General features: G+C 65.6%; 19 protein-coding genes and 1 riboswitch. Of the genes, 8 read left to right on the forward strand and 11 right to left on the reverse strand.

Annotation, left to right across the window (positions count from 1 at the left end):
• Positions 1 to 23 precede the first annotated feature (23 nt).
• Positions 24 to 1,139: a cobalt-precorrin-5B (C(1))-methyltransferase gene (locus GGQ99_RS02640; RefSeq protein ID WP_246389387.1), complete on the forward strand. Its 1,116-nt coding sequence runs from the start codon at positions 24 to 26 to the stop codon at positions 1,137 to 1,139.
• Here the strand turns inward: GGQ99_RS02640 and cobM are convergent.
• Genes cobM through cbiE form a run of 3 tightly spaced genes read right to left on the reverse strand, consistent with a single transcriptional unit; the run spans position 1,106 to position 3,482 of the window.
• Positions 1,106 to 1,870 carry a precorrin-4 C(11)-methyltransferase gene (gene cobM, locus GGQ99_RS02645; protein WP_108607717.1) on the reverse strand — a complete coding sequence of 255 codons (765 nt, stop codon included), beginning with the start codon at positions 1,868 to 1,870 and terminating at the stop codon, positions 1,106 to 1,108. The genes GGQ99_RS02640 and cobM overlap by 34 nt on opposite strands.
• The gene (locus GGQ99_RS02650; RefSeq protein ID WP_108607718.1) at positions 1,867 to 2,253 is read right to left on the reverse strand and encodes a cobalamin biosynthesis protein; all 387 of its coding nucleotides are present in this window, start codon (positions 2,251 to 2,253) and stop codon (positions 1,867 to 1,869) included. The genes cobM and GGQ99_RS02650 overlap by 4 nt, the downstream gene beginning before the upstream one ends.
• Positions 2,250 to 3,482 (reverse strand): precorrin-6y C5,15-methyltransferase (decarboxylating) subunit CbiE, encoded by a 1,233-nt coding sequence (gene cbiE / locus GGQ99_RS02655; RefSeq protein WP_183260499.1) that lies wholly within the window; start codon positions 3,480 to 3,482, stop codon positions 2,250 to 2,252. The genes GGQ99_RS02650 and cbiE overlap by 4 nt, the downstream gene beginning before the upstream one ends.
• A 1-nt stretch (position 3,483) precedes the next feature.
• Between cbiE and GGQ99_RS02660 the strand changes: the two genes are divergently transcribed.
• Positions 3,484 to 4,251 (forward strand): cobalt-precorrin-6A reductase, encoded by a 768-nt coding sequence (locus tag GGQ99_RS02660; RefSeq protein WP_183260501.1) that lies wholly within the window; start codon positions 3,484 to 3,486, stop codon positions 4,249 to 4,251.
• Here the strand turns inward: GGQ99_RS02660 and GGQ99_RS02665 are convergent.
• The 8 genes from GGQ99_RS02665 to GGQ99_RS02700 form a co-directional block, all read right to left on the reverse strand.
• Entirely contained in the window at positions 4,215 to 4,979 is a 765-nt protein-coding gene (locus GGQ99_RS02665; RefSeq protein WP_183260503.1) for a precorrin-3B C(17)-methyltransferase, read from the reverse strand. The two genes, GGQ99_RS02660 and GGQ99_RS02665, sit on opposite strands and share 37 nt — an antisense overlap.
• On the reverse strand, positions 4,976 to 5,728 hold the full coding sequence (locus tag GGQ99_RS02670; protein ID WP_108607722.1) for a precorrin-2 C(20)-methyltransferase: 753 nt from the start codon (positions 5,726 to 5,728) through the stop codon (positions 4,976 to 4,978). The genes GGQ99_RS02665 and GGQ99_RS02670 overlap by 4 nt, the downstream gene beginning before the upstream one ends.
• Positions 5,725 to 6,357 carry a precorrin-8X methylmutase gene (locus tag GGQ99_RS02675; protein WP_108607723.1) on the reverse strand — a complete coding sequence of 211 codons (633 nt, stop codon included), beginning with the start codon at positions 6,355 to 6,357 and terminating at the stop codon, positions 5,725 to 5,727. Before GGQ99_RS02675 ends, GGQ99_RS02670 begins: the two co-directional genes overlap by 4 nt.
• A gap of 2 nt (positions 6,358 to 6,359) precedes the next feature.
• A complete protein-coding gene (gene cobG, locus GGQ99_RS02680; protein ID WP_425486773.1) occupies positions 6,360 to 7,895 on the reverse strand; it encodes a precorrin-3B synthase in 1,536 nt (511 codons plus the stop codon).
• 44 nt (positions 7,896 to 7,939) lie between these two features.
• Positions 7,940 to 11,698 (reverse strand): cobaltochelatase subunit CobN, encoded by a 3,759-nt coding sequence (locus tag GGQ99_RS02685; protein ID WP_183260508.1) that lies wholly within the window; start codon positions 11,696 to 11,698, stop codon positions 7,940 to 7,942.
• 14 nt (positions 11,699 to 11,712) lie between these two features.
• Complete coding sequence (gene cobW / locus GGQ99_RS02690; protein WP_108607726.1) at positions 11,713 to 12,750, reverse strand: cobalamin biosynthesis protein CobW; 1,038 nt, start codon at positions 12,748 to 12,750, stop codon at positions 11,713 to 11,715.
• A complete protein-coding gene (locus GGQ99_RS02695) occupies positions 12,747 to 13,157 on the reverse strand; it encodes a DUF1636 family protein (protein WP_425486787.1) in 411 nt (136 codons plus the stop codon). The genes cobW and GGQ99_RS02695 overlap by 4 nt, the downstream gene beginning before the upstream one ends.
• Positions 13,158 to 13,226: 69 nt before the next feature.
• A riboswitch (cobalamin riboswitch) is annotated at positions 13,227 to 13,432 on the reverse strand.
• Positions 13,428 to 14,654, reverse strand: coding sequence for a winged helix-turn-helix domain-containing protein (locus GGQ99_RS02700; protein WP_183260510.1), 1,227 nt, complete (start codon positions 14,652 to 14,654; stop codon positions 13,428 to 13,430). It overlaps the preceding riboswitch by 5 nt.
• A 342-nt stretch (positions 14,655 to 14,996) precedes the next feature.
• On the opposite strand from GGQ99_RS02700, the gene GGQ99_RS02705 reads away from it, so the two are divergent.
• From GGQ99_RS02705 to GGQ99_RS02730, 6 genes are read left to right on the forward strand one after another with little or no spacing between them, the layout of a single operon-like run.
• Complete coding sequence (locus tag GGQ99_RS02705) at positions 14,997 to 15,362, forward strand: NADH-quinone oxidoreductase subunit A (protein WP_108607728.1); 366 nt, start codon at positions 14,997 to 14,999, stop codon at positions 15,360 to 15,362.
• On the forward strand, positions 15,353 to 15,934 hold the full coding sequence (locus GGQ99_RS02710) for a NuoB/complex I 20 kDa subunit family protein (protein WP_108607729.1): 582 nt from the start codon (positions 15,353 to 15,355) through the stop codon (positions 15,932 to 15,934). Before GGQ99_RS02705 ends, GGQ99_RS02710 begins: the two co-directional genes overlap by 10 nt.
• 6 nt (positions 15,935 to 15,940) lie before the next feature.
• Positions 15,941 to 16,546 (forward strand): NADH-quinone oxidoreductase subunit C, encoded by a 606-nt coding sequence (locus GGQ99_RS02715; RefSeq protein ID WP_108607730.1) that lies wholly within the window; start codon positions 15,941 to 15,943, stop codon positions 16,544 to 16,546.
• 9 nt (positions 16,547 to 16,555) lie between these two features.
• Positions 16,556 to 17,746, forward strand: coding sequence for an NADH-quinone oxidoreductase subunit D (locus GGQ99_RS02720; protein WP_183260512.1), 1,191 nt, complete (start codon positions 16,556 to 16,558; stop codon positions 17,744 to 17,746).
• A 29-nt stretch (positions 17,747 to 17,775) separates the two neighbouring features.
• Positions 17,776 to 18,120, forward strand: coding sequence for a hypothetical protein (locus tag GGQ99_RS02725; RefSeq protein ID WP_183260514.1), 345 nt, complete (start codon positions 17,776 to 17,778; stop codon positions 18,118 to 18,120).
• A gap of 21 nt (positions 18,121 to 18,141) precedes the next feature.
• Positions 18,142 to 19,266, forward strand: coding sequence for an NADH-quinone oxidoreductase subunit E (locus tag GGQ99_RS02730; RefSeq protein WP_183260516.1), 1,125 nt, complete (start codon positions 18,142 to 18,144; stop codon positions 19,264 to 19,266).
• The last annotated feature ends 9 nt before the right edge of the window (positions 19,267 to 19,275 follow it).

Here is a 19,275-nt window from a genome sequence, read left to right on the forward strand (position 1 = left end):
TCGGCAAGCCTATAGATCGCGTCATGAATGAAGAAGATCGTCCGCTCAAGCGCGGCTGGACCACCGGCGCCTGCGCCACCGCCGCCACCAAGGCGGCGTGCCTGGCGTTGAAGACGGGGCAGTTTCCCGATCCGGTGGAAATCACCTTGCCGGGCGGCCTGAACGTGGCCTTTGCGCTCGCGAAAAGCGAGCGCGGCGACGGCTGGGCCATGGCTGGCATCGTCAAGGACGCCGGCGACGACCCTGACGTCACGCACGGCGCGCTCGTGATGAGCACGGTGCGGCCAAGCGCTGTCGGCAGCGGTATTGTCTTCAAGGCGGGCAAGGGCGTCGGCACGGTGACGCGGCCGGGCCTGCCGATCCCGCCGGGAGAAGCCTCGATCAACCCGGTGCCGCGCAAGATGATCGCCGGCGTCGTGACTGAAGTTCTCGGCGAGGGCGCCGATGTCGAGGTCGAGATTTCCGTCGCCGGCGGCGAGGAGATGGCGCTGAAGACGCTCAATCCGCGTCTCGGCATCCTCGGCGGCATCTCGATCCTGGGAACGACGGGGATCGTCATTCCCTATTCCTGCTCGGCCTGGATCCATTCCATCCATCGTGGCGTCGACGTGGCGCGCGCCATGGGCTTCGAGCATGTCGCGGGCTCCACCGGCAACGCCTCCGAGATTGCGGTCCAGAAATTCCATGGCCTGCACGAGGTGCAACTGATCGACATGGGTGACTTCGTCGGCGGCATGCTGAAATACGTCCGCGCCCATCCGGTGCCGAAGGTCACCATTGCCGGGGGCGTCGCCAAGATGACCAAGCTGGCGCAAGGTCTGCTCGACCTGCATTCGAGCCGTGGCTCGGCCGATCTCGACGGGTTGGCTGCGGTCGCTGTCGAGGCCGGGGCGGACGCCGCGCTCGAGGCTCGCATCAAAGGTGCCAACACCGTCGCGGAAGCCTTCATCGAGGCCAATAAGGCGGGCATCGCCATCGGTGACGCGGTGGGAAGCGCTGCCTGGCGCACGGCAGCGGCGGTATTCGACAATCCCGATATCGCCGTCGAGATCCTGGTCTTCAACCGTGAGGGTGAACTGATGGGGCATGCGCCCTTCGCCGCCTCTCATAGCCCGTCGCGGCCCCTGAAGCGGCGCTGATAATAGGCGTCGTAGAGCGAGCTTTCGCGAAAGTCCTCCGCCGCCAGCGACTGGCCGACGAAGATGATGGCGGTGCGCTCGATCGGGTCCTTGGCCAGTTCGGCCGCAATCGTCGACAGTGTGCCCCTGACGATGCGCTCGTCCGGCCAGGAGGCGCGGAAGACGACCGCGACCGGGCAATCCGGACCGTAATGTGGTGTCAGCTCCGTCACGACCTGGTCGATGGCGTGGATGGACAGATGGACGGCCAGCGTCGCGCCGGTGCGAGCAAAGCCCGAGAGGGTTTCGCCAGGCGGCATCTTCGAGGCGCGGCCGGACGTGCGGGTCAGCACCAGACTCTGGGCGATTTCCGGGATGGTCAGCTCGCGCTTCAGCGCTGCCGCGGCCGCGGCGAAGGAGGGAACGCCGGGGGTGAGCGTGTAGGGGATACCGTTTCTGTCCAGCCGGCGGATCTGCTCGGCGACTGCGCTCCATACCGAAAGATCGCCCGAATGCAGGCGCGCCACGTCATGGCCCGCCTTGTGGGCGGCGACATATTCGGCCTCGATCTCGTCGAGCGACATCGGCGCGGTGTCGACCAGCCGCGCTTCGGCGGGGCAATAAGTCAAAAGCTCCGGCGAGACGATGGAGCCGGCATAGAGGCAGACCGGGCAGGAGCCGAGCAGGCGGCTGCCGCGCACGGTGATGAGGTCTGCCGCGCCCGGGCCGGCGCCGATGAAATGGACGGTCAAGCAGGGGCTCCAGAGGTAGCGATGGCGCAGGTGGCGGGGCCGACGATTATGCGCGGGCCGAGCAGGCTCGAGCCTTCACCGGCGGCGGCGAGGGCTGACGCTTCCGAAACGGACGGCGTGCCTGCGGCCTGCTGCGAGGCCTGCGAATGGCTGAGCGTACGTGGCGCCGCGGAGCCGAGCGCCGCGTCGTCGATGACAAGCAGAGGAAGGTCGAGCCGCCGGGCGGCGGCCAAAATGCCCAGTTCGTCGCGCTTCAGTGTTGCGGTGGCGAGCGCAGTCAGTGCTGTAACCGCGAGGCCATGCGCTTCGAGCGCGGTTTCGATTGCCGAAAGGATGTCTTCGTGCGCCGCGCCTTTGCGGCAGCCGATGCCTGCGACCATCATGGCTTGACCCAGCTCCACTGCGTGACCGGCATCGCCGGCCGCCAGCCGGTCATCGTGCCAACAGGGGCGGCGCGGGAGACTTGAAGGCGCAGAAGCTCACCGCCGAGCGCGGCATGGCGGGCGAGCAGCAGCGTTTCCATTTCGAGCGTGACGGCGTTGGCGACGAGGCGGCCGCCGGAACGAAGGGCTGCGATGGCCGTATCGAAGACGCCTGCATTCGAACCGCCGCCGCCGATGAAGATGACGTCAGGCGTCGGCAGGCGGGTCAAGGCGTCCGGTGCAGCACCCCGGACAACCTTCAGGCCCGGCACGCCGCAGGCACTGGCGTTGCGCTCGATGCGGTCGGCGCGCTCGGCATTGTGCTCGATGGCGATGGCGCGCAGCGAGGGATGGCAAAGCATCCACTCGATGGAGATCGAGCCCGAGCCGGCGCCTATGTCCCACAACAGCTCGCCACGGCGCGGGGCGAGGGCCGACAGCGTCATGGCGCGGATATCGCGCTTGGTGATCTGGCCGTCATGCTCGAACAGATCGTCTGCAAGGCCCGAGGCCAACGGCAGGGTTCGTGCCTGCGGACTTGATTCAAGCTCCAGCGCCAGGACGTTGAGCGGGTTGATGTTTTCGAGATCGAAGCCACCGGCGGTCGTGACACGGATGCGCTCATTTTCACCGCCCAGCGCTTCGAGCACTGTCAGGCGCGATGCGCCGAAGCCGCTGTCGGCGATGAGTGCTGCGATCTGTGCGGGCGCTTCGCCGTCGGAGGTCAGCGCGATGACGCGCCCGCTCGGTTGCAGCAGCGGTCGGATCAGGTCGATAGCGTGGCCATGAAGCGACACCGTCTCGATGTCCTGCAGGGCCCAGCCAAGCCGCGACGCCGCCAGCGAGAAGGCCGACGGGGCGGGCAAGACACGCATCTCGGTTGATGGCACGACACGCGAGAGCGTGACGCCGACGCCATGGAGGAACGGATCACCCGAGGCCAGCACGCAGATTTTTTGGCCGCGCAGGGCAACGACATCGCGCATTTCGCTGTCGAAGGGCGTCGGCCAAAGCCGCGCTGCGCCGCGGATCAGTTCGGCGGCGAGCGTCAGATGGCGCTTGCCGCCGAAGACGTGGGCAGCGCCTGATATCGCGCGCTTGGCCTCGTCGCCGAGACCCGCTACACCGTCCTCGCCGATGCCGACGACGGTGAGCCATTTTTGCGTCGGTGCGTCGAACTCAGCAGGCATGATGACCCACCGCATTCTGATCCTGGGCGGAACCACCGAAGCGCGACAGCTGGCGGCGAAGCTTGCTATGCGTGGCGATCTCGACATCACCCTTTCGTTGGCGGGCCGGACTGAAAAGCCGGTCGAGCAACCTGTGCCCGTGCGCGTGGGCGGGTTTGGCGGCGCGCAGGGGCTGACAGACTGGCTGGCCGAGCACAAGACCGACCTTCTGATCGATGCCACGCATCCCTATGCGGCGCGCATCTCGGCCAATGCGGCGGAGGCGGCGCGGATTGCCAGTGTGCCGATTTTCGCCCTGCGCCGCGCGGGCTGGGAGCCCGTCGAAGGCGATCTCTGGACGCTGGTCGACAATGCCGAAGAGGCCGTAGGTGCGCTGGGCAACAAGCCGTGCCGGGTTTTCCTGGCGCTCGGCCGGCAGGAAGTCGCGGCCTTCGAGACCGCCCCCCAGCATGCCTATGTCATTCGCAGCGTCGATCCGATCGAGCCGCCGCTCGGCGTGCCTGAAGCGACCTATATCCTGGCGCGCGGGCCGTTTCGCGAAGCGGATGAAAGGGCACTGCTCGAGGCGCAAAAGATCGACGTCATCGTCGCCAAGAACAGCGGCGGGCAGGCGACCTACGGCAAGATCGCGGCGGCCAGGCAGCTCGGCATCGAGGTGATCCTGTTTTGCCGGCCGCAGCTGCCCGAGGTGCCGTCGGCTCCCAGCGTCTCTGCGATGGCCGAGATGGTCGATCATTTCGCTGCCCCGGCGGAAAAGCGCGGTGTGTAGACCAGCGGTGGCTTGCCGTCGCGCTCGATCAGGCGCGTCTCGGGCGAGCCGATGATGACGCAGGTCGCCATGTCGGCATTTTCCGCAGCGGCTTCGCCGAGCGTGAAAATCTGGATGCGCTCGTCGGGCCGGCCGGCGGCGCGGCCGAAGATGATGGGCGTCGCGGCTGGCAGGTGAGCGCGCAGCGTCTCCAACGCGCTACCGAGCTGCCAGGGACGAGCCTTGCTGATCGGGTTATAGAGCGAAATGACGAAGCCGGCCTGGGCGACCGCCGCCAGGCGGCGCTCTATCAGTTCCCACGGCTTCAGATTGTCCGACAGGTTGATGGCGCAGAAGTCGTGGCCGAGCGGCGCGCCGACACGAGCCGCGACGGCCAGCATCGCAGTGACGCCGGGAACGACCGCCAGATCGATGTCGCGCCATTCCCTGGGGCCGGCTTCAATCGCCTCGCAGACCGCAGCTGCCATGGCGAAAACGCCGGGGTCGCCGCCGGAGACGACAGCCACATTGTGACCGGCGGCGGCCATTTCGAGGGCGGCGTTGGAGCGGGAGATCTCCTCGCGGTTGTCGGAGGCGACGCGCGTATGGTCGGGGCGCAGGTCGAGCCGGTCGAGATAAGGCTTGTAGCCGAAGAAATGGCTGGCCTCTGATACCGCGCGGCTGGCTTCCGGCGTGACCTGGTCCGGATTGCCGGGGCCGAGGCCGATGACGACGAGGCGGCCGCTCAATTGTCCGCTCCCGGCTTGCCGGCCCAGCCGGGCACCAGCACGATGGCGAAGTAGGGCGCCTTGTCATCGGTCTTGTCGACCAGCTTCATGTGCTGCGTGTTCGGCATGGTGCCGCGCTCGACATAAAGGGCGCGGCCGAGCTTGCCGGTCGCTTCCAGGGCCTTGCGGATCTTGGGCAGGTTGCGGCCGACCTTCATGATGACGGCGGCGTCGGTGTCGGCGAGGCGGCGGGTGAGCTCGAACTCGCTCATCGTGCCCGGCAGCACCGACAGAACGTCGTCGCCCTGGACGATGGGCACGCCGGTCTGCGACCAGCAGCCGGACATGGCGGTGACGCCCGGGATGACCTCGGTCGGATAGAGATGCGACAGGCGCGCATGCAGATGCATGTAGGAGCCGTAGAACAAGGGGTCGCCCTCCGACAGGATCGCCACGGTGCGGCCTTCGTCGAGATGGGCGGCCACGGTCTGGGCCGACTCTTCGTAGAAGCCAGTGATCGCTGAGCGGTAGTCGTCGTGATCCTTGTCGATCTCGGTGGTAACGGGATAGACGAGCGGCAGCTCGATCACGCCGTCGCGGAAATGCGCATCGGTGATGGTGCGGGCGTTGCCGTTGGCGCCGCGCTTGGCGAAGTGCGCGATCACGTCGGCCTCGGCCAGCGCGCGCACGGCCTTGACCGTCAAAAGCTCGGGATCGCCGGGTCCGGTGCCGACGCCGATCAGGCGGCCCTTTGCAGTGGCAGCGCTCATACGCCCGGCCTCGCCAGGGAGTTGAGGGCTGCAGCCGTCATGGCGCTGCCGCCGAGGCGGCCGCGCACGATGGCATAAGGCACGCCATAAGAATTCTCGGCCAGCGCGTCCTTGGATTCGGCAGCACCTACGAAGCCGACCGGCATGCCGATGATGGCGGCGGGTTTTGGTGCGCCGTCGCGCAGCTTTTCGAGCAGGTAGAACAGGGCGGTCGGCGCGTTGCCGATGGCGACCACAGAACCAGCCATCCGGTCACCCCACAGGTCAATTGCCGCAGCCGAACGGGTGTTGCCGACCTTTTGTGCGATCTCGGCCGTCTGCGGGTCGCGCAAGGTGCAGATCACTTCGTTGTCGGCGGGCAGGCGGGTGCGGGTGACGCCGCGCGCTACCATCTCGGCGTCGCAGAAGATCGGCGCGCCGGCCTTCAGAGCGCTGCGTGCTGCGGAGACGAAGTCCTCCGAGAAGACGAAGTGCTCGGCGGCCTCGACCAGGCCGCAGGCATGGATCATGCGCACGGCGACATCGGCCTCGGCCTCGGAGAAGCGCGATAGGTTGGCCTCCGAGCGGATGATGGCGAAGGAGCGTTCGTAGATGGCCGTGCCATCATGGATGTAGTCGTAGGCGGCCATGTTCATTCCTGTGCCAGAGCTTGCGCGAGGCGCTTTGCGCCCAACCTTGCGAGGCAAGCGGCGGCATTTTCGTCCGGCTTGCGCGCTTGGGCGAGCAATTTCGTGAGGCGGCCCATGCCGCGCGCGGCTTCATATCCTGCGGTGTAGGCGGCCGGAAGGCCCTTCGCCGTTCCGCCGACGACAAATGCCGCGCCTTTTTCGTCACCGACGATGGTCAGCGCCGCTGGGCCGGGATGGGCGCAGCCCTTGGCGCAACCGGAGACGTGGAGCGAGAGTGTGGGGTCGAGGCCTGAGCCGAAGTCTGCTGCAATCTCGGCGGCGACGTCGCGGGCGGCGATCATGCCCGACGCGCAGGCCGGCGCGCCAGGACAGGCGGCAATGCGGATGCGGGGATCGGTGGGCGAGGTGACGAGGCCGAGGGTTTTGGCAGTGGCGGTGAGCGTGACGGCGGCGGCGCGGTCGAGGCCCATGATGAGAAGGGTTCGGCTCGGGGCAGGGCGGATGCCGGTGGCGCCGTGTTCGGTCGCGGCAATGCAGAAGTCGATCAGGGTGGCGGCGTCGATGCTGCCGAAGGGCAGGGCGATGCCGAGCGCGATTCGGCCATCGGTGAGCGGCAGGATTCCGATTGGGGATGAATCGGTTGCGCGGGAGTGTTCAGAATTTGAATCATTTGCGCTGACAGCATCTGACGAGAGGTTGCGTTTCTTCGCGCCCCCCTCTGTCCTGCCGGACATCTCCCCCACAAGGGGGGAGATTGGCAGCTTCGGCGCTTCCGTTCGTTCTGCAACCGTGTCGGTGGTCGAAAGTACGACGTTCCCAGGCGAGGCTTCGTGCTTCGCTTCCCCCGCGAGCGCAGGCGCCGATGCAGGCCTGATCTCCCCCCTTGTGGGGGAGATGTCCGGCAGGACAGAGGGGGGTGGGAAGGAATGAGAGGCTTCCGGTCCTTTGGTGGCGACACGCACCGTCTCAAGGTCACGTGCGCGGCCTTGCCGGCCGAGCGCCGCAATTGCGCGCAGGATGCCGAGCGTGGCCACGCAGGCAGCACCTGCATCAAACTCACCGACCAAGCGCGCTGTAGTCTCATCGCCAGCCGCCGACAGGCGCCAATGTTCGCCATCCACTGCGACAAGCCTGACGTCGCCCATGATGGCGCCAAGCTCGATCTGGCCACGGTCGTCAACGACGACAGATACCTTGGGGCCGAGGCGCCTGGCGAGGCCAGCCTCAGCTATGGCCAAACGTATGGCTGCGGCCAACGGTGCGGGATTGGCAATTTCCATCGGATCAATCCCGGCGAGCGGGCTTGTATCGACCGGCACGCCGCTACGCACCGCGATGCCGAGCGAATCGACTTCCTCGGCCAGCAAGCAGGCGCTCGCCGCCGTCAGGCCCCTGATCTGGATGCTGCCGCGCGCGGTGACCTCGACGATGCCGTTGCCATGGCGCTGGGCGGATTCACAGAGTCCGATCAAGGTGTTGGGCGCGAGTTCTCCAGCGAGCGGATTGATCCGGACCAAAAGGCCGTCGCCGGTCTGCATCGGCGCGGACAAAGCGGGGCAGGCGCCGCGACGGGAGAAACTCGTCATGCCGCGACCTCCCGGGCCTGCGCCTCGGCGATCAGGGCGGTGAGATCGTCGTCGATCGAGTTGCGCAACGGATGCCAAAGGCCGCGCCGGCGTGCGGTGGCAAAACGCTCGGCGATGAATTTTGCTGCCGCCGGATTCTCGCGCAGCATGAAGGCGCGAACCGCGTCGTCGCCGACATAGGCGTCGTGGACGGCCTCGATCAGTGCGCCCGGAATGGCGTTGGTGGTCTCGGCAAAGCCGATCAACCGGTCGACGGTCTCGGCGAATTCCGATGCGCCGCGCGGGCCGTGGCGCATCTGGCCGGCGATGAAGCGGGCGTTGGTGGCACGCGCGCGGACGACGCGGCCGACGGCTTCGGTGACCGAGCGCGTGCGCGGCTTGTGCGGGTCGGATGTGTCGAGCACGATGACGTCGGCGTTCCTGCCGAGCATTGCCAATGCTGCCGAAAAACCGCCGATGAAGGCGACATCGGCGGAGCCTTCGAGAATGTCGCGGCCGGGGTCGTCGCCGGTGTGGACGAGAAGATCGGCCTCGGCGATGCGGCCGGCAAAGGCGCCGGGTGCGGAGAAGCCTTCGCCGTCGCTGCCGCCATAGGCGTGCGAGGCGGCGTCGAGATAGGCGCGGCCGAGTTCGTCGCGCGTGGCCCAGTCACCCGTCGACAGAAGGTCTTCGAGGCCGGCGCCATAAGTGCCCGGCGATGAACCGAAGATGCGCGGCTCAACCTTTCCCGCCGCGCGGGTGCTGGCAGCAAGCGGGTTTTCCGAATCGTCCTCGTCGCGGGTGGCAACCGCGCGGGCAGCGGCGTCGATCAGCGCGATCTGGGTCGGGAACATGTCGCGGAACAGGCCCGAAATGCGCCAAGTGACGTCGACGCGCGGGCGGCCAAGGGCGGCTGGCGGCAACACCTCGATGCCGGTGACGCGGCCGGTTGCGGCATCCCATTGCGGTCGGCAGCCCATCAGCGCCAGGCCCTGCGCGATTTCCTCGCCGCCGGTGCGCAATGAAGCGCTGCCCCACAGGTCGATGACCAGCGCGCGCGGCCAGTCGCCATGGCTCTGGAGATAACTGCGCATCACCTCGTCGGCCGCAGCCTTGCCGAGATCGAAGGCGGTTGGCGTCGGCATGGTGCGCGGGTCGGAGGTGAACAGGTTGCGGCCGGTGGGCAGAACATCGGTACGGCCACGCGCCGGCGCGCCCGAAGGGCCAGCCTTGACGTGGTAACCATCGAGGGCGGCGATCAGGTTTTTTCGCTCGGCCTCGGCGCTTTCGCAGCGGACGCCATCCTGCTCGTTTTCGGCCGCGCGGCCGTAGATATGCAAGCCGTCCTTGATGGCGAAATCCTTGAGGTCGCAGAGCCAGGCGTCGATGCGGCGCAACGCTTCGTCCGGCGCGTCGGTGTTGGCGACGCCGGCCTCGGCGGCAAGGCCAGTCTGCGACGCCGTCTCGACGATCAGCTTGGCCAGCCGGTCGCGTCGGCGGCGGTCGAGACCATCGGCCTGAGCGTATTCGTCGACCAGACGCTCGAGCTTGTGCTGGTTCTCGTCGAGACCTGCGGCAGCAAGCGGCGGCGGCAGATGGCCGAGCGTGACCGCCGAAATGCGGCGCTTGGCCTGGGCTGCCTCGCCCGGATTGGAGACGATGAAGGGATAGACGACCGGCAGCGAGCCGGTGACGATCTCGGGGAAACAGGCTTGGCTCAGCGCGACCGTCTTGCCCGGCAGCCATTCGAGCGTGCCATGGGCGCCGACATGGACGATGGCATGGATGCCAAGCGACTTCTGCATCCACAGCCCAAAGGCAAGCAGCGCGTGGCGGGGCGGCAGCGTCGGGTCGTGATAGTCGGCTCGGCGATCGGCGGAGCGGCCACGGTCGGGGGCGAGGGCGACGGTGACATTGCCGAAGGTTGCGGCGCGGAAGGGGAAGGATTGCGTGCTGCGAGCAGAAGCGGATGTCTCTTGCTCTACGTTGGCCCCCTCTGTCCTGCCGGACATCTCCCCCACGAGGGGGGAGATCAGGCCGGCATCGCGACCTGCGTCAATCTTTGGCGTTGCCGGGTGGGCGAGGTCGACGAAGCTGCCAATCCCCCCCCTTGTGGGGCAGATGTCTGGCAGGACAGAGAGGGGCAACGTAGACCGCTGACGTTGTCTTGCGTCTGCCGCTTCGTCGTCCGGCGTTCCCCAGGCGGCGGCAACAGAATCGCGCGCTTCGGCCGGCAAACCGGCGGACAGTTCGACATACTCGGTCAGCGAGAGGCCCTGGCCGCCTTTTTTGATCAGGTCGAGCAGCGCGCGTGGCGATTCCGGAATCGATTCAACGCCGTAGCCCGCGTCCTTGAGGTCGTGCAGCATGGCGAGCACGCTGTTGGGTACGTCGAGGCCGACGGCATAGCCGGTGCGGCCGGGCGCACTGGGATAGTCGGGGACGAGGATCGCGAGCTTGCGTTTTTCGCGCGGCGTCTCGCGCAGCCTGAGGTGTGCTGAGATGCGGCGGGCGACCTGCTCGACGCGGTCGGGCTCGGGCCGGTTGGCGAAGGCGCGGAAGCCGAGTGCCGGGTCGACCTCGCTTTCTGCCTTGAAGGAGATGGCGCCGGCGAGGATGCGGCCGTCCAATTCTGGCATCACCACATGCATGGCGAGATCGGCAGGCGCCAGCCCGCGCAGGCTGCCTGCCCAGGCTTCGCGGCGTGTGGTGGCAACGATGACCTGGAACACCGGCACGCCGGCGCGGTCGAACAGCGTTTCCGTGCCCGGCTCGGCGCCGGCGGCGAAAGCGGTGGCGGTGACGATGGCTGCGGGGGTCAGCTGCGCCAAAGCCGTCTCGACGAAGGCAAGCGATTCCCTGTCCTTCAGGCTCGACACGAAGATCGGGGCGGGGTGCAGGCCCTTTGCCCTCAGTGCTTCGACCAGAGCGTCGACGGGCGCGACGTCGGCAGCCAGAAGCATCGAGCGGTAGAAGAGGATGGGCACAACTCGGGCGAGGTTGCGATCCTTCCCGCCCCCCTCTGTCCTGCCGGACATCTCCCCCTCAAGGGGGGAGATTGGCGGTTTGGCCGACAGCGCCTCTCTTGCAGCATTGGCGATTGGCGAAAGCCGTGCCTCAGCTGATCTCCCCCCCTGAGGGGGAGATGTCCGGTAGGACAGAGGGGGGCGCGACAGAGCGCTATCGTTTCTGGGTAAGTAGGCTTCCAAATCACCTACAATACCAAACTCCGGATAATAGACCCCCGCCTTCGGCACTGCGACCGGTGCTGCGACGGCACCTTTGCTGCCCGCCAGTCCGGCCAGCCGCGCCACCAGCGCCTTCATGTTTTCCGGTCCGCCCTCGCGGAAGTAGCCGAGCAGCGCGTCGAGTTCTGTTCGGGGCAGCGTCGACGCCTCGATCAGCCGCAAATCCTCGTCGTGGCTTTCGCCCGGCAGCAGCGCCAGCGCGATACCCCTTTCACGGGCCACCGCCGCAAGCCGGTCGCAGCCGTAGCGCCACCAGTCATGGCCGCCGAGGATGCGGACGAGGATGACCTTGGCGTGGCTTGCGACACTGTCGATCCAAAGGTCGACCGACATCGGGTGCCGGAGGTCGCGCAGGCTGGCGAGCCGCATCGACGGCAGGTTTGCCGCATCCGCCTTCCAGGCGTTGGCGAGGCCCGCCAGGTCGCTGTCGGTGAAGGACAGCGCCACCACATCCGCAGGCTTCTGCCTGAGGTCGACCGGCTCGATCAAATCGTCGAGCGAGGCGGATGTGGTGGTGAGGATGTGCATCCAGGCTGTCCGGTTCAGCCGACCAGGATACGCTCGATGGCCGGGCGGTCGAGGCCCTTGAGGCCGATCACGACCAGGCGCGAACGGCGGTCGTCGTCGGCGGTCCAGGCGCGGTCATAGTAGTGGTTGACGCGCGGGCCGACGGCCTGGACCAGCAGGCGCATCGGCTTGCCGCCGACGTCGACGAAGCCCTTTACGCGCAGCACGTTCTCTTCCTCGGCGGCGGTAGCCACGCGCTTCGCCAGCTCATCCGGATTGGCGATCGACGGAATCTCGATGACGAAGGTGTCGAAGTCGTCGTGCTCGTGGTCAAAGGCGCCATCGTGGTGGGTCTTGCGGTTTTCGATGTCGTCCTCGACGGCGAGGCCGAGGCCGAGCAGCACCGAGGGGTCGACCTTGCCGTGCGCCGACGGCACGATCTTGACGGCACGTGCCAGGTGCTCGCCGACGATGGCGGTGGCGCGGGCGTGGCCGGCTTCGTCGAGCAGGTCGCTCTTGGACAGGATGATGAGGTCGGCGCAGGCGACCTGATCTTCGAATACCTCCTCGACCGGGTCGTCGTGGTCGAGCGAATCATCGGCGCGGCGCTGGGCGGCGAGCGCCTCCATATCGGAGGCCACCTTGCCGGCGGCGAGAGCGGGGCCGTCGACCACCGCAATGACGCCGTCGACGGTGACGCGGCTTTTCACGCTCGGCCACTGGAAGGCTTGGACCAGCGGCTTGGGCAGCGCCAGGCCCGAGGTTTCGATCAGGATGTGGTCGACCTTCGGCGAAAGCGACAGGATCTGGTCGAGGGCGGGCACGAAGTCGTCGGCGACGGTGCAGCAGATGCAGCCATTGGCCAGTTCGACGATGTTTTCTTCGGGACAAGCTTCAACGCCGCAGCCCTTCAGGATCTCGCCGTCAATGCCGACATCGCCGAACTCGTTGACGATGATGGCGAGGCGCTTGCCCTTGGAGTTCTCGAGGATGTTGCGGAGCAGGGTGGTCTTGCCGGCGCCGAGAAAGCCGGTGACGACGGTGCAGGGAACGCGTTCGACGGAGGCGGTCATTTGTCTTCCTTGATAAGGGCGAGGGGAGGAATGCGCGCGACGAGGCCGCGCTTGAGGCTGTCGGGACGGCCGCGCCAGGGGATGAGGCCGTCGGTCGAGGTGGCGAAAAGCTTTGCGCCGGTGACGAGGTCTTCGCCCGACGTCGTGCTGAGGTCGCCGAAGATGTAACTCCATGCGCCGTCGCGGATCAGTGCTGCGCTCAGGCGTCGCTTGCAGTTGCCGAGGCATTCGACAGTGAGGACGTTGATGCCTTCGCTGGCCGCAGTTCGGCGGGCGGATTCGGCAAGTCTTTCTCCTGCGCGCGGATGGGCGTCCGACCCGGTTTCGTCGCGGCAGGAGGAGCAGACGAGGATGGTCACTTCCGCGGAGCGCGCGTCGTCGGCAGCATCGCAGGATGCGTCCAGAATTTCGACCGAGAGATTGCCGTCGAGTTCCAAAATACCAGGCTCCTTGCCTGGGACACCCGCCAGGCGATCGGATCAATGTTTGAGACGGCAGGTCTCCTGGCTCGCGAGTCGTCGCCTTCGCACCGCCTTCCCGGGAAGACATCCCAGTGGTTACCGGCCTTGGCTCGTCGCTTACAGTTGCGGGGACAGCCGCGGATTTGACGCCAAAGCGCCGCACCGCATTCCCTCTTAGCCTCCGCCGTTGCGGGCGAAGGACCGTCTGTCGGCGATTTAGGCTTTCGCGTGGGGTGGAGTCAACGCAATGGAACGACCAACAATGTCGCTCAGATCAGGTCCGAGGTCGCCGGCAGGTGTCACCTCGATGCGTTCGAGGCGGAGCCAGTCGCGCATCTGCTTCAGTTCTTCGTGGAGTTCGCTTGCCGTGTCCGCAGGCGCGCAAGGCTCGGCATAGGCGGCATGGACACGCAGCACGCCCGCCGGACGGTCGGCTTTGAGGTCGACGCGGGCGACGATGCGCTCGCCAAGCAGGAAGGGCAGAACGTAGTAGCCGTACTGGCGCTTCTCCGCCGGCGTGTAGATCTCGATGCGATAGCGGAAGTCGAAAAGCTGCTCGGCGCGCGTGCGCTCGAACACAAGCGGGTCGAAGGGGGCGAGGAGGGCGCGTGCGTGGACCTTGCGCGGGATGCGGGCCTCGGCATGGAGATAGGCCTGTCGATCCCAGCCCTCGACACGCACGGGAATCAGTTCGCCCATCTCGACCAGTTCTTCGAGGCGGCCCTTCATGTCGGCAGGCGACAGGCGGAAATAGTCGCGCAGGCAGATCGCGGTCGCCACGCCATGGGCGCGCGCCGAGATGCGCAGCAGTTCGCGATGCGCATCAGCCGGAGCCGGGACCGGAAGTGCGTGAATTTCCGAAGGCAGGACGCGTTCGGGCAGATCGTAAAGGCGCTCGAAGCCACGGCGCGAATGGGTGGTGATGCGGCCGGCCCAGAACAGCCATTCGAATGCATGCTTCTCCTGGCTCCAGCCCCACCAGCCGCCGGAACCCTTGGCGCCTTCGATGTCGGACGCGGCGATCGGACCGCGGTCGACAACCTGGCGAAAGATCTCTTCTATGTAGGGCCTGTTCGCACGGCCGAACTTGGAAAGCCCGCCATACATCCCGTCCTCGGCCCGCGCCATGCGCCAGCGCAAAAGCGGAAAGGTCTCCAACGGCAGCAGGGAGGCTTCATGCGCCCAGTACTCGAAAAGCATGCGCTTCTTTGGCTGCATAGCATCGTCGAGCAGCGCCATGGGGTAGGGGCCGAGGCGCGAATAGAGCGGCATGTAGTGGGCGCGCACGACGGCGCTGACCGAGTCGATCTGCAGCAGGCCGATGCGGCCGAGCACGCGTTGCAGGTGGCGCCGGGTGATCGTACCGGTGGGGCGCGGATCGGCAAATCCCTGGGCCGCGAGTGCAATGCGGCGGGCGGTAGGAAGCGAGAGTTTTTCCTTCATTGCGGCAAGCTATCGCAGTCTCCGGATGAGTGACGCAAGGGCATCAGAATCGGTCTTTGCTGCAAATGCTAGCAGAACCGCGGTTCCGGTCTTGTCAGGAGTGTAAACTTGAGTAAAAGACGAAGGAAATCAAACAGGAGCCACACGCGCAGGATTTTGGTCCAGTGGTGGGCTTTGCCCCGTTTTGGACAAGGTTGGGCTTGCTTCGCCCGACCGGCTGCGCTAACCGTCGCCGCATTGCAGCACGACCGTTTCGTCAGGGCAGGCGAGAATTCGTCGCGCTTCCGGAAACGGACACCGTGCTGTAAATCTGGTGGATAGGCCACCAACGGAATTCGCAGCATGAACGCTCTCTTGAGTTCGTATCTGCCCATCGTCATCTTCATCGGTGTGGCGCTACTCGTCGGCATCGCCCTTATCGTGGCGCCCTTCCTTGTCGCCTACCGAAATCCGGACCCGGAGAAGCTTTCTGCCTACGAGTGCGGCTTCAACTCGTTCGACGATGCGCGCATGAAGTTCGACATTCGCTTCTACCTGGTCTCCATCCTGTTCATCATCTTCGATCTCGAAGTGGCGTTCCTGTTCCCGTGGGCGGTGTCCTTCGGCGAGATCGGCATGCTCGGCTTCTGGTCGATGATGATCTTCCTGGCCGTGCTGACCATCGGCTTTGTCTATGAGTGGAAAAAGGGAGCGCTGGAATGGGATTGAACGAAGCCTCCGGCACCCTGATCGCGCCGAAGCCGAAAGGCATCATCGATCCCAACACCGGCAAGCTCATCGGTTCCGACGACGCCTTTTTCGGCGACCTGAACAACGAGCTTTCGGACAAGGGCTTCATCGTCACGTCGTCCGAAGCGCTGATCACCTGGGCGCGCACCGGCTCGCTGATGTGGATGACCTTCGGTCTGGCCTGCTGCGCCGTCGAGATGATGCACATCTCGATGCCGCGCTATGACGCTGAGCGCTTCGGCATCGCACCGCGCGCCTCGCCGCGCCAGTCCGATGTGATGATCGTCGCCGGCACACTGACCAACAAGATGGCGCCCGCCTTGCGCAAGGTCTACGACCAGATGCCGGAGCCGCGCTACGTCATCTCGATGGGCTCGTGCGCCAATGGCGGCGGCTACTATCACTATTCCTATTCGGTGGTGCGCGGCTGCGATCGCGTCGTGCCCGTCGACATCTACGTGCCCGGCTGTCCTCCGACCGCCGAAGCACTTCTCTACGGCATCCTTCTTCTCCAGAAGAAGATCCGCCGCACCGGCACGATCGAGCGGTGATCCCAGATGAGTGAAGCCCTGAACGACCTTGCCGCTTACATTGCGGAAAAGCTCGATGCGGACATCGAAGAAAGCGTTGTCGCCTATGGCGAGCTGACGCTGACGGTGAAGGCCGCCGACATCGTCGACGTGATGACCTTCCTGCGCAGCGACGTGCAGTGCCAGTTCGTCTCCTTCATCGATGCCGCAGGTGTCGACTATCCGCAGCGCCGCAAGCGTTTCGACGTCGTCTACCACCTGCTGTCGCCGCGCCAGAACCTGCGCATCCGCGTCAAGATCAGCACGGACGAGGACACGCCGGTGCCATCGATCACGTCGGTGTTTCCCGGCGCGGATTGGTTCGAGCGCGAAGCCTACGACATGTACGGCATCCTGTTTTCGGGCCACCCCGACCTGCGCCGCCTCCTGACCGACTACGGTTTCGAGGGCCATCCGCTGCGCAAGGACTTCCCGCTCACCGGCTTTGTCGAGGTTCGCTACGACGACGAGCAGAAGCGCGTCGTCTACGAGCCGGTCGAGCTCAAGCAGGAATTCCGCAATTTCGACTTTTTGTCTCCCTGGGAAGGCACCGAATACGTGCTGCCGGGCGACGAAAAAGCCAAGACGAATTGAGGCGCCGAAATGGCTGAAACCTCCGTCCGCAATTTCAACATCAACTTCGGCCCGCAGCATCCGGCGGCGCACGGCGTGCTGCGCCTGGTGCTCGAGCTCGACGGCGAAGTCGTCGACCGCGTCGATCCGCATATCGGCCTGCTGCATCGCGGCACCGAAAAGCTGATCGAGCAGAAGACCTATCTGCAGGCGATCCCATATTTCGACCGGCTCGACTATGTCGCGCCGATGAACCAGGAACATGCGTTCTCGCTGGCCGTCGAGCGCCTGCTCGGCATCGATGTGCCGAAGCGTGGCCAGATCATCCGCGTGCTCTATTCCGAGATCGGCCGTATCCTGTCGCACCTGCTCAACGTCACGACGCAGGCGATGGACGTCGGTGCGCTGACCCCGCCGCTGTGGGGCTTCGAAGAGCGCGAAAAGCTGATGGTGTTTTATGAACGCGCCTGCGGCGCGCGCATGCACGCGGCCTACTTCCGGCCGGGCGGCGTCCACCAGGACCTGCCGCAGAAGCTGGTCGAAGACATCGGCAAGTGGATCGATCCGTTCCTGCAGACGGTGAAGAACCTCGACGATCTGCTCACGCCGAACCGCATCTTCAAGCAGCGCAACGTCGACATCGGCGTGGTGTCGCTCGATGACGCCTGGGCCTGGGGTTTTTCGGGCGTGATGGTGCGCGGTTCGGGCGCTGCCTGGGACCTGCGCAAGAGCCAGCCCTACGAGTGCTATTCGGAGATGGAATTCGACATTCCGATCGGCAAGAACGGCGACTGCTACGACCGTTATCTCATCCGCATGGAAGAGATGCGCCAGTCGGCAAGCATCATGCGCCAGTGTGTCGATCTGCTGCTTGGCAAGGAAAGCGTCGGTCCTGTTTCGAACATGGACGGCAAGGTAGTTCCGCCGAAGCGCCAGGCGATGAAGCGCTCGATGGAATCCTTGATCCATCACTTCAAGCTCTACACCGAAGGCTACCGCGTGCCGGCCGGCGAGGTCTATGCGGCCGTCGAAGCGCCGAAGGGCGAGTTCGGTGTGTTCCTCGTCGCCGACGGCACCAACAAACCATACCGCTGCAAGCTGCGCGCGCCGGGCTTCGCCCATCTCCAGGCGATGGATTTCCTGTGCCGCGGCCACATGCTGGCGGATATCTCGGCCGTTCTCGGCTCCCTCGACATCGTGTTTGGTGAGGTCGACCGCTAATCATGGGACGGATGTTAACCACAGCGCTCATGTCGATGCTGGCGCCCTGTGCAGCCTCAGCAGGCGAGCCCGCGTCTTCATCTGTTGTGTCGTCGAAGGCCCTGCTCGTTGATGGTTTTCGCCCGATTGCCAATGGCGAGTTGTTGGTTGAGAGGTCCTTCGGTGTTGACCGGATGGAGACATCCCGGGTTTCCGTGATGGCGGAGGAGTTCGTCGCCCAGGTGCCGGGCATGCCCCGTCCTCGCGCCGAGGTCGTGCGCTGGCTCGGCGATCGCTACGAAAGCTACGTTCGCCTTGCTCTCGGCAAGGAAGAGTTTGTGTGTATTTTGGCGCAGTCCGAGCGGTGTTACCGCGCGGATAGCTCAAGAAACTAAGAGACAAGCAAAGCGAATATCATGTCAGTCCGCCGTCTCGCAGAAGCCAGCGTCCAGCCAGCGTCATTCGCCTTCAACAAGGCGTTTACGGCGCAGGCCAAGACCTGGATCAAGAAGTACCCAAAGGGCCGCGAACAGTCCGCCGTCATCCCGCTGCTCATGCTGGCGCAGGAGCAGGACGGCTGGGTGACGAAGGCTGCCATCGAGCATGTCGCTGACATGCTCGATATGCCATACATCCGCGCGCTGGAAGTCGCGACCTTCTATACGCAGTTCCAGCTCAAGCCGGTCGGCACGCGCGCCCATATCCAGGTCTGCGGCACCACACCGTGCATGCTGCGCGGCTCGGAAGAGCTGATGGAAGTGTGCCGTTCGAAGATCCATCACGACCAGTTCCACACCAATGAGGCGGGCACGCTGTCGTGGGAAGAGGTCGAGTGCCTTGGCGCCTGCGTCAATGCACCGATGGTCATGGTGTTCAAGGATACCTACGAGGACCTGACGCCGGAGCGTCTGGCCGAGATCATCGACCTGTTCGAAGCCGGCAAGGGCGACCAGGTCAAGACCGGTCCGCAGACCGGCCGCGTTTTCTCCGCGCCGTTGACCGGGTTCACCTCGCTCAGGGATGAGAAGGGCGTTCTCAAGACGACCCGCGACAAGGAAGCCAAGGCCGCTTCCAAGGCTAACAAGGCAGCTGCCGTCGAGGCCGTCGTTCCGCCGTCCAATGCGGCCAAGCCCAAGACCGACGCGATCGAGACCAGCCCGGCGGTGAAATCGCCGTCGAAGGTCAAGGCAGCACCTGCCGCCGAGAAGGCTGCAAGCGTCGCTGCGCCGACGGCTGCTGTCGTGGCCAAGCCGTTGCTGGAAGACAAGAACCGCCCGGCCGGCATCGCCAAGCCTGCTGCTGTCGACGACCTCAAGCTGATCTCGGGCGTCGGCCCGAAGATCGAGGGCACCCTGCACGAGCTCGGCATCTTCACCTTTGCCCAGGTGGCATCGTGGAAAAAGGCCGAGCGCGAGTGGGTCGACGGCTATCTGAATTTCAAGGGTCGCATCGAGCGTGACGACTGGGTCAAGCAGGCCAAGGCGTTCGCCAAGGGTGGCGTGGCCGAATACATCCGCGTCTTCGGCAAGAAGCCGGTCTGAGGAGCAAGA

The sequence above is a fragment of the Aminobacter niigataensis genome (assembly GCF_014200015.1).
GTDB classification, from domain to species: Bacteria; Pseudomonadota; Alphaproteobacteria; order Rhizobiales; family Rhizobiaceae; genus Aminobacter; species Aminobacter niigataensis.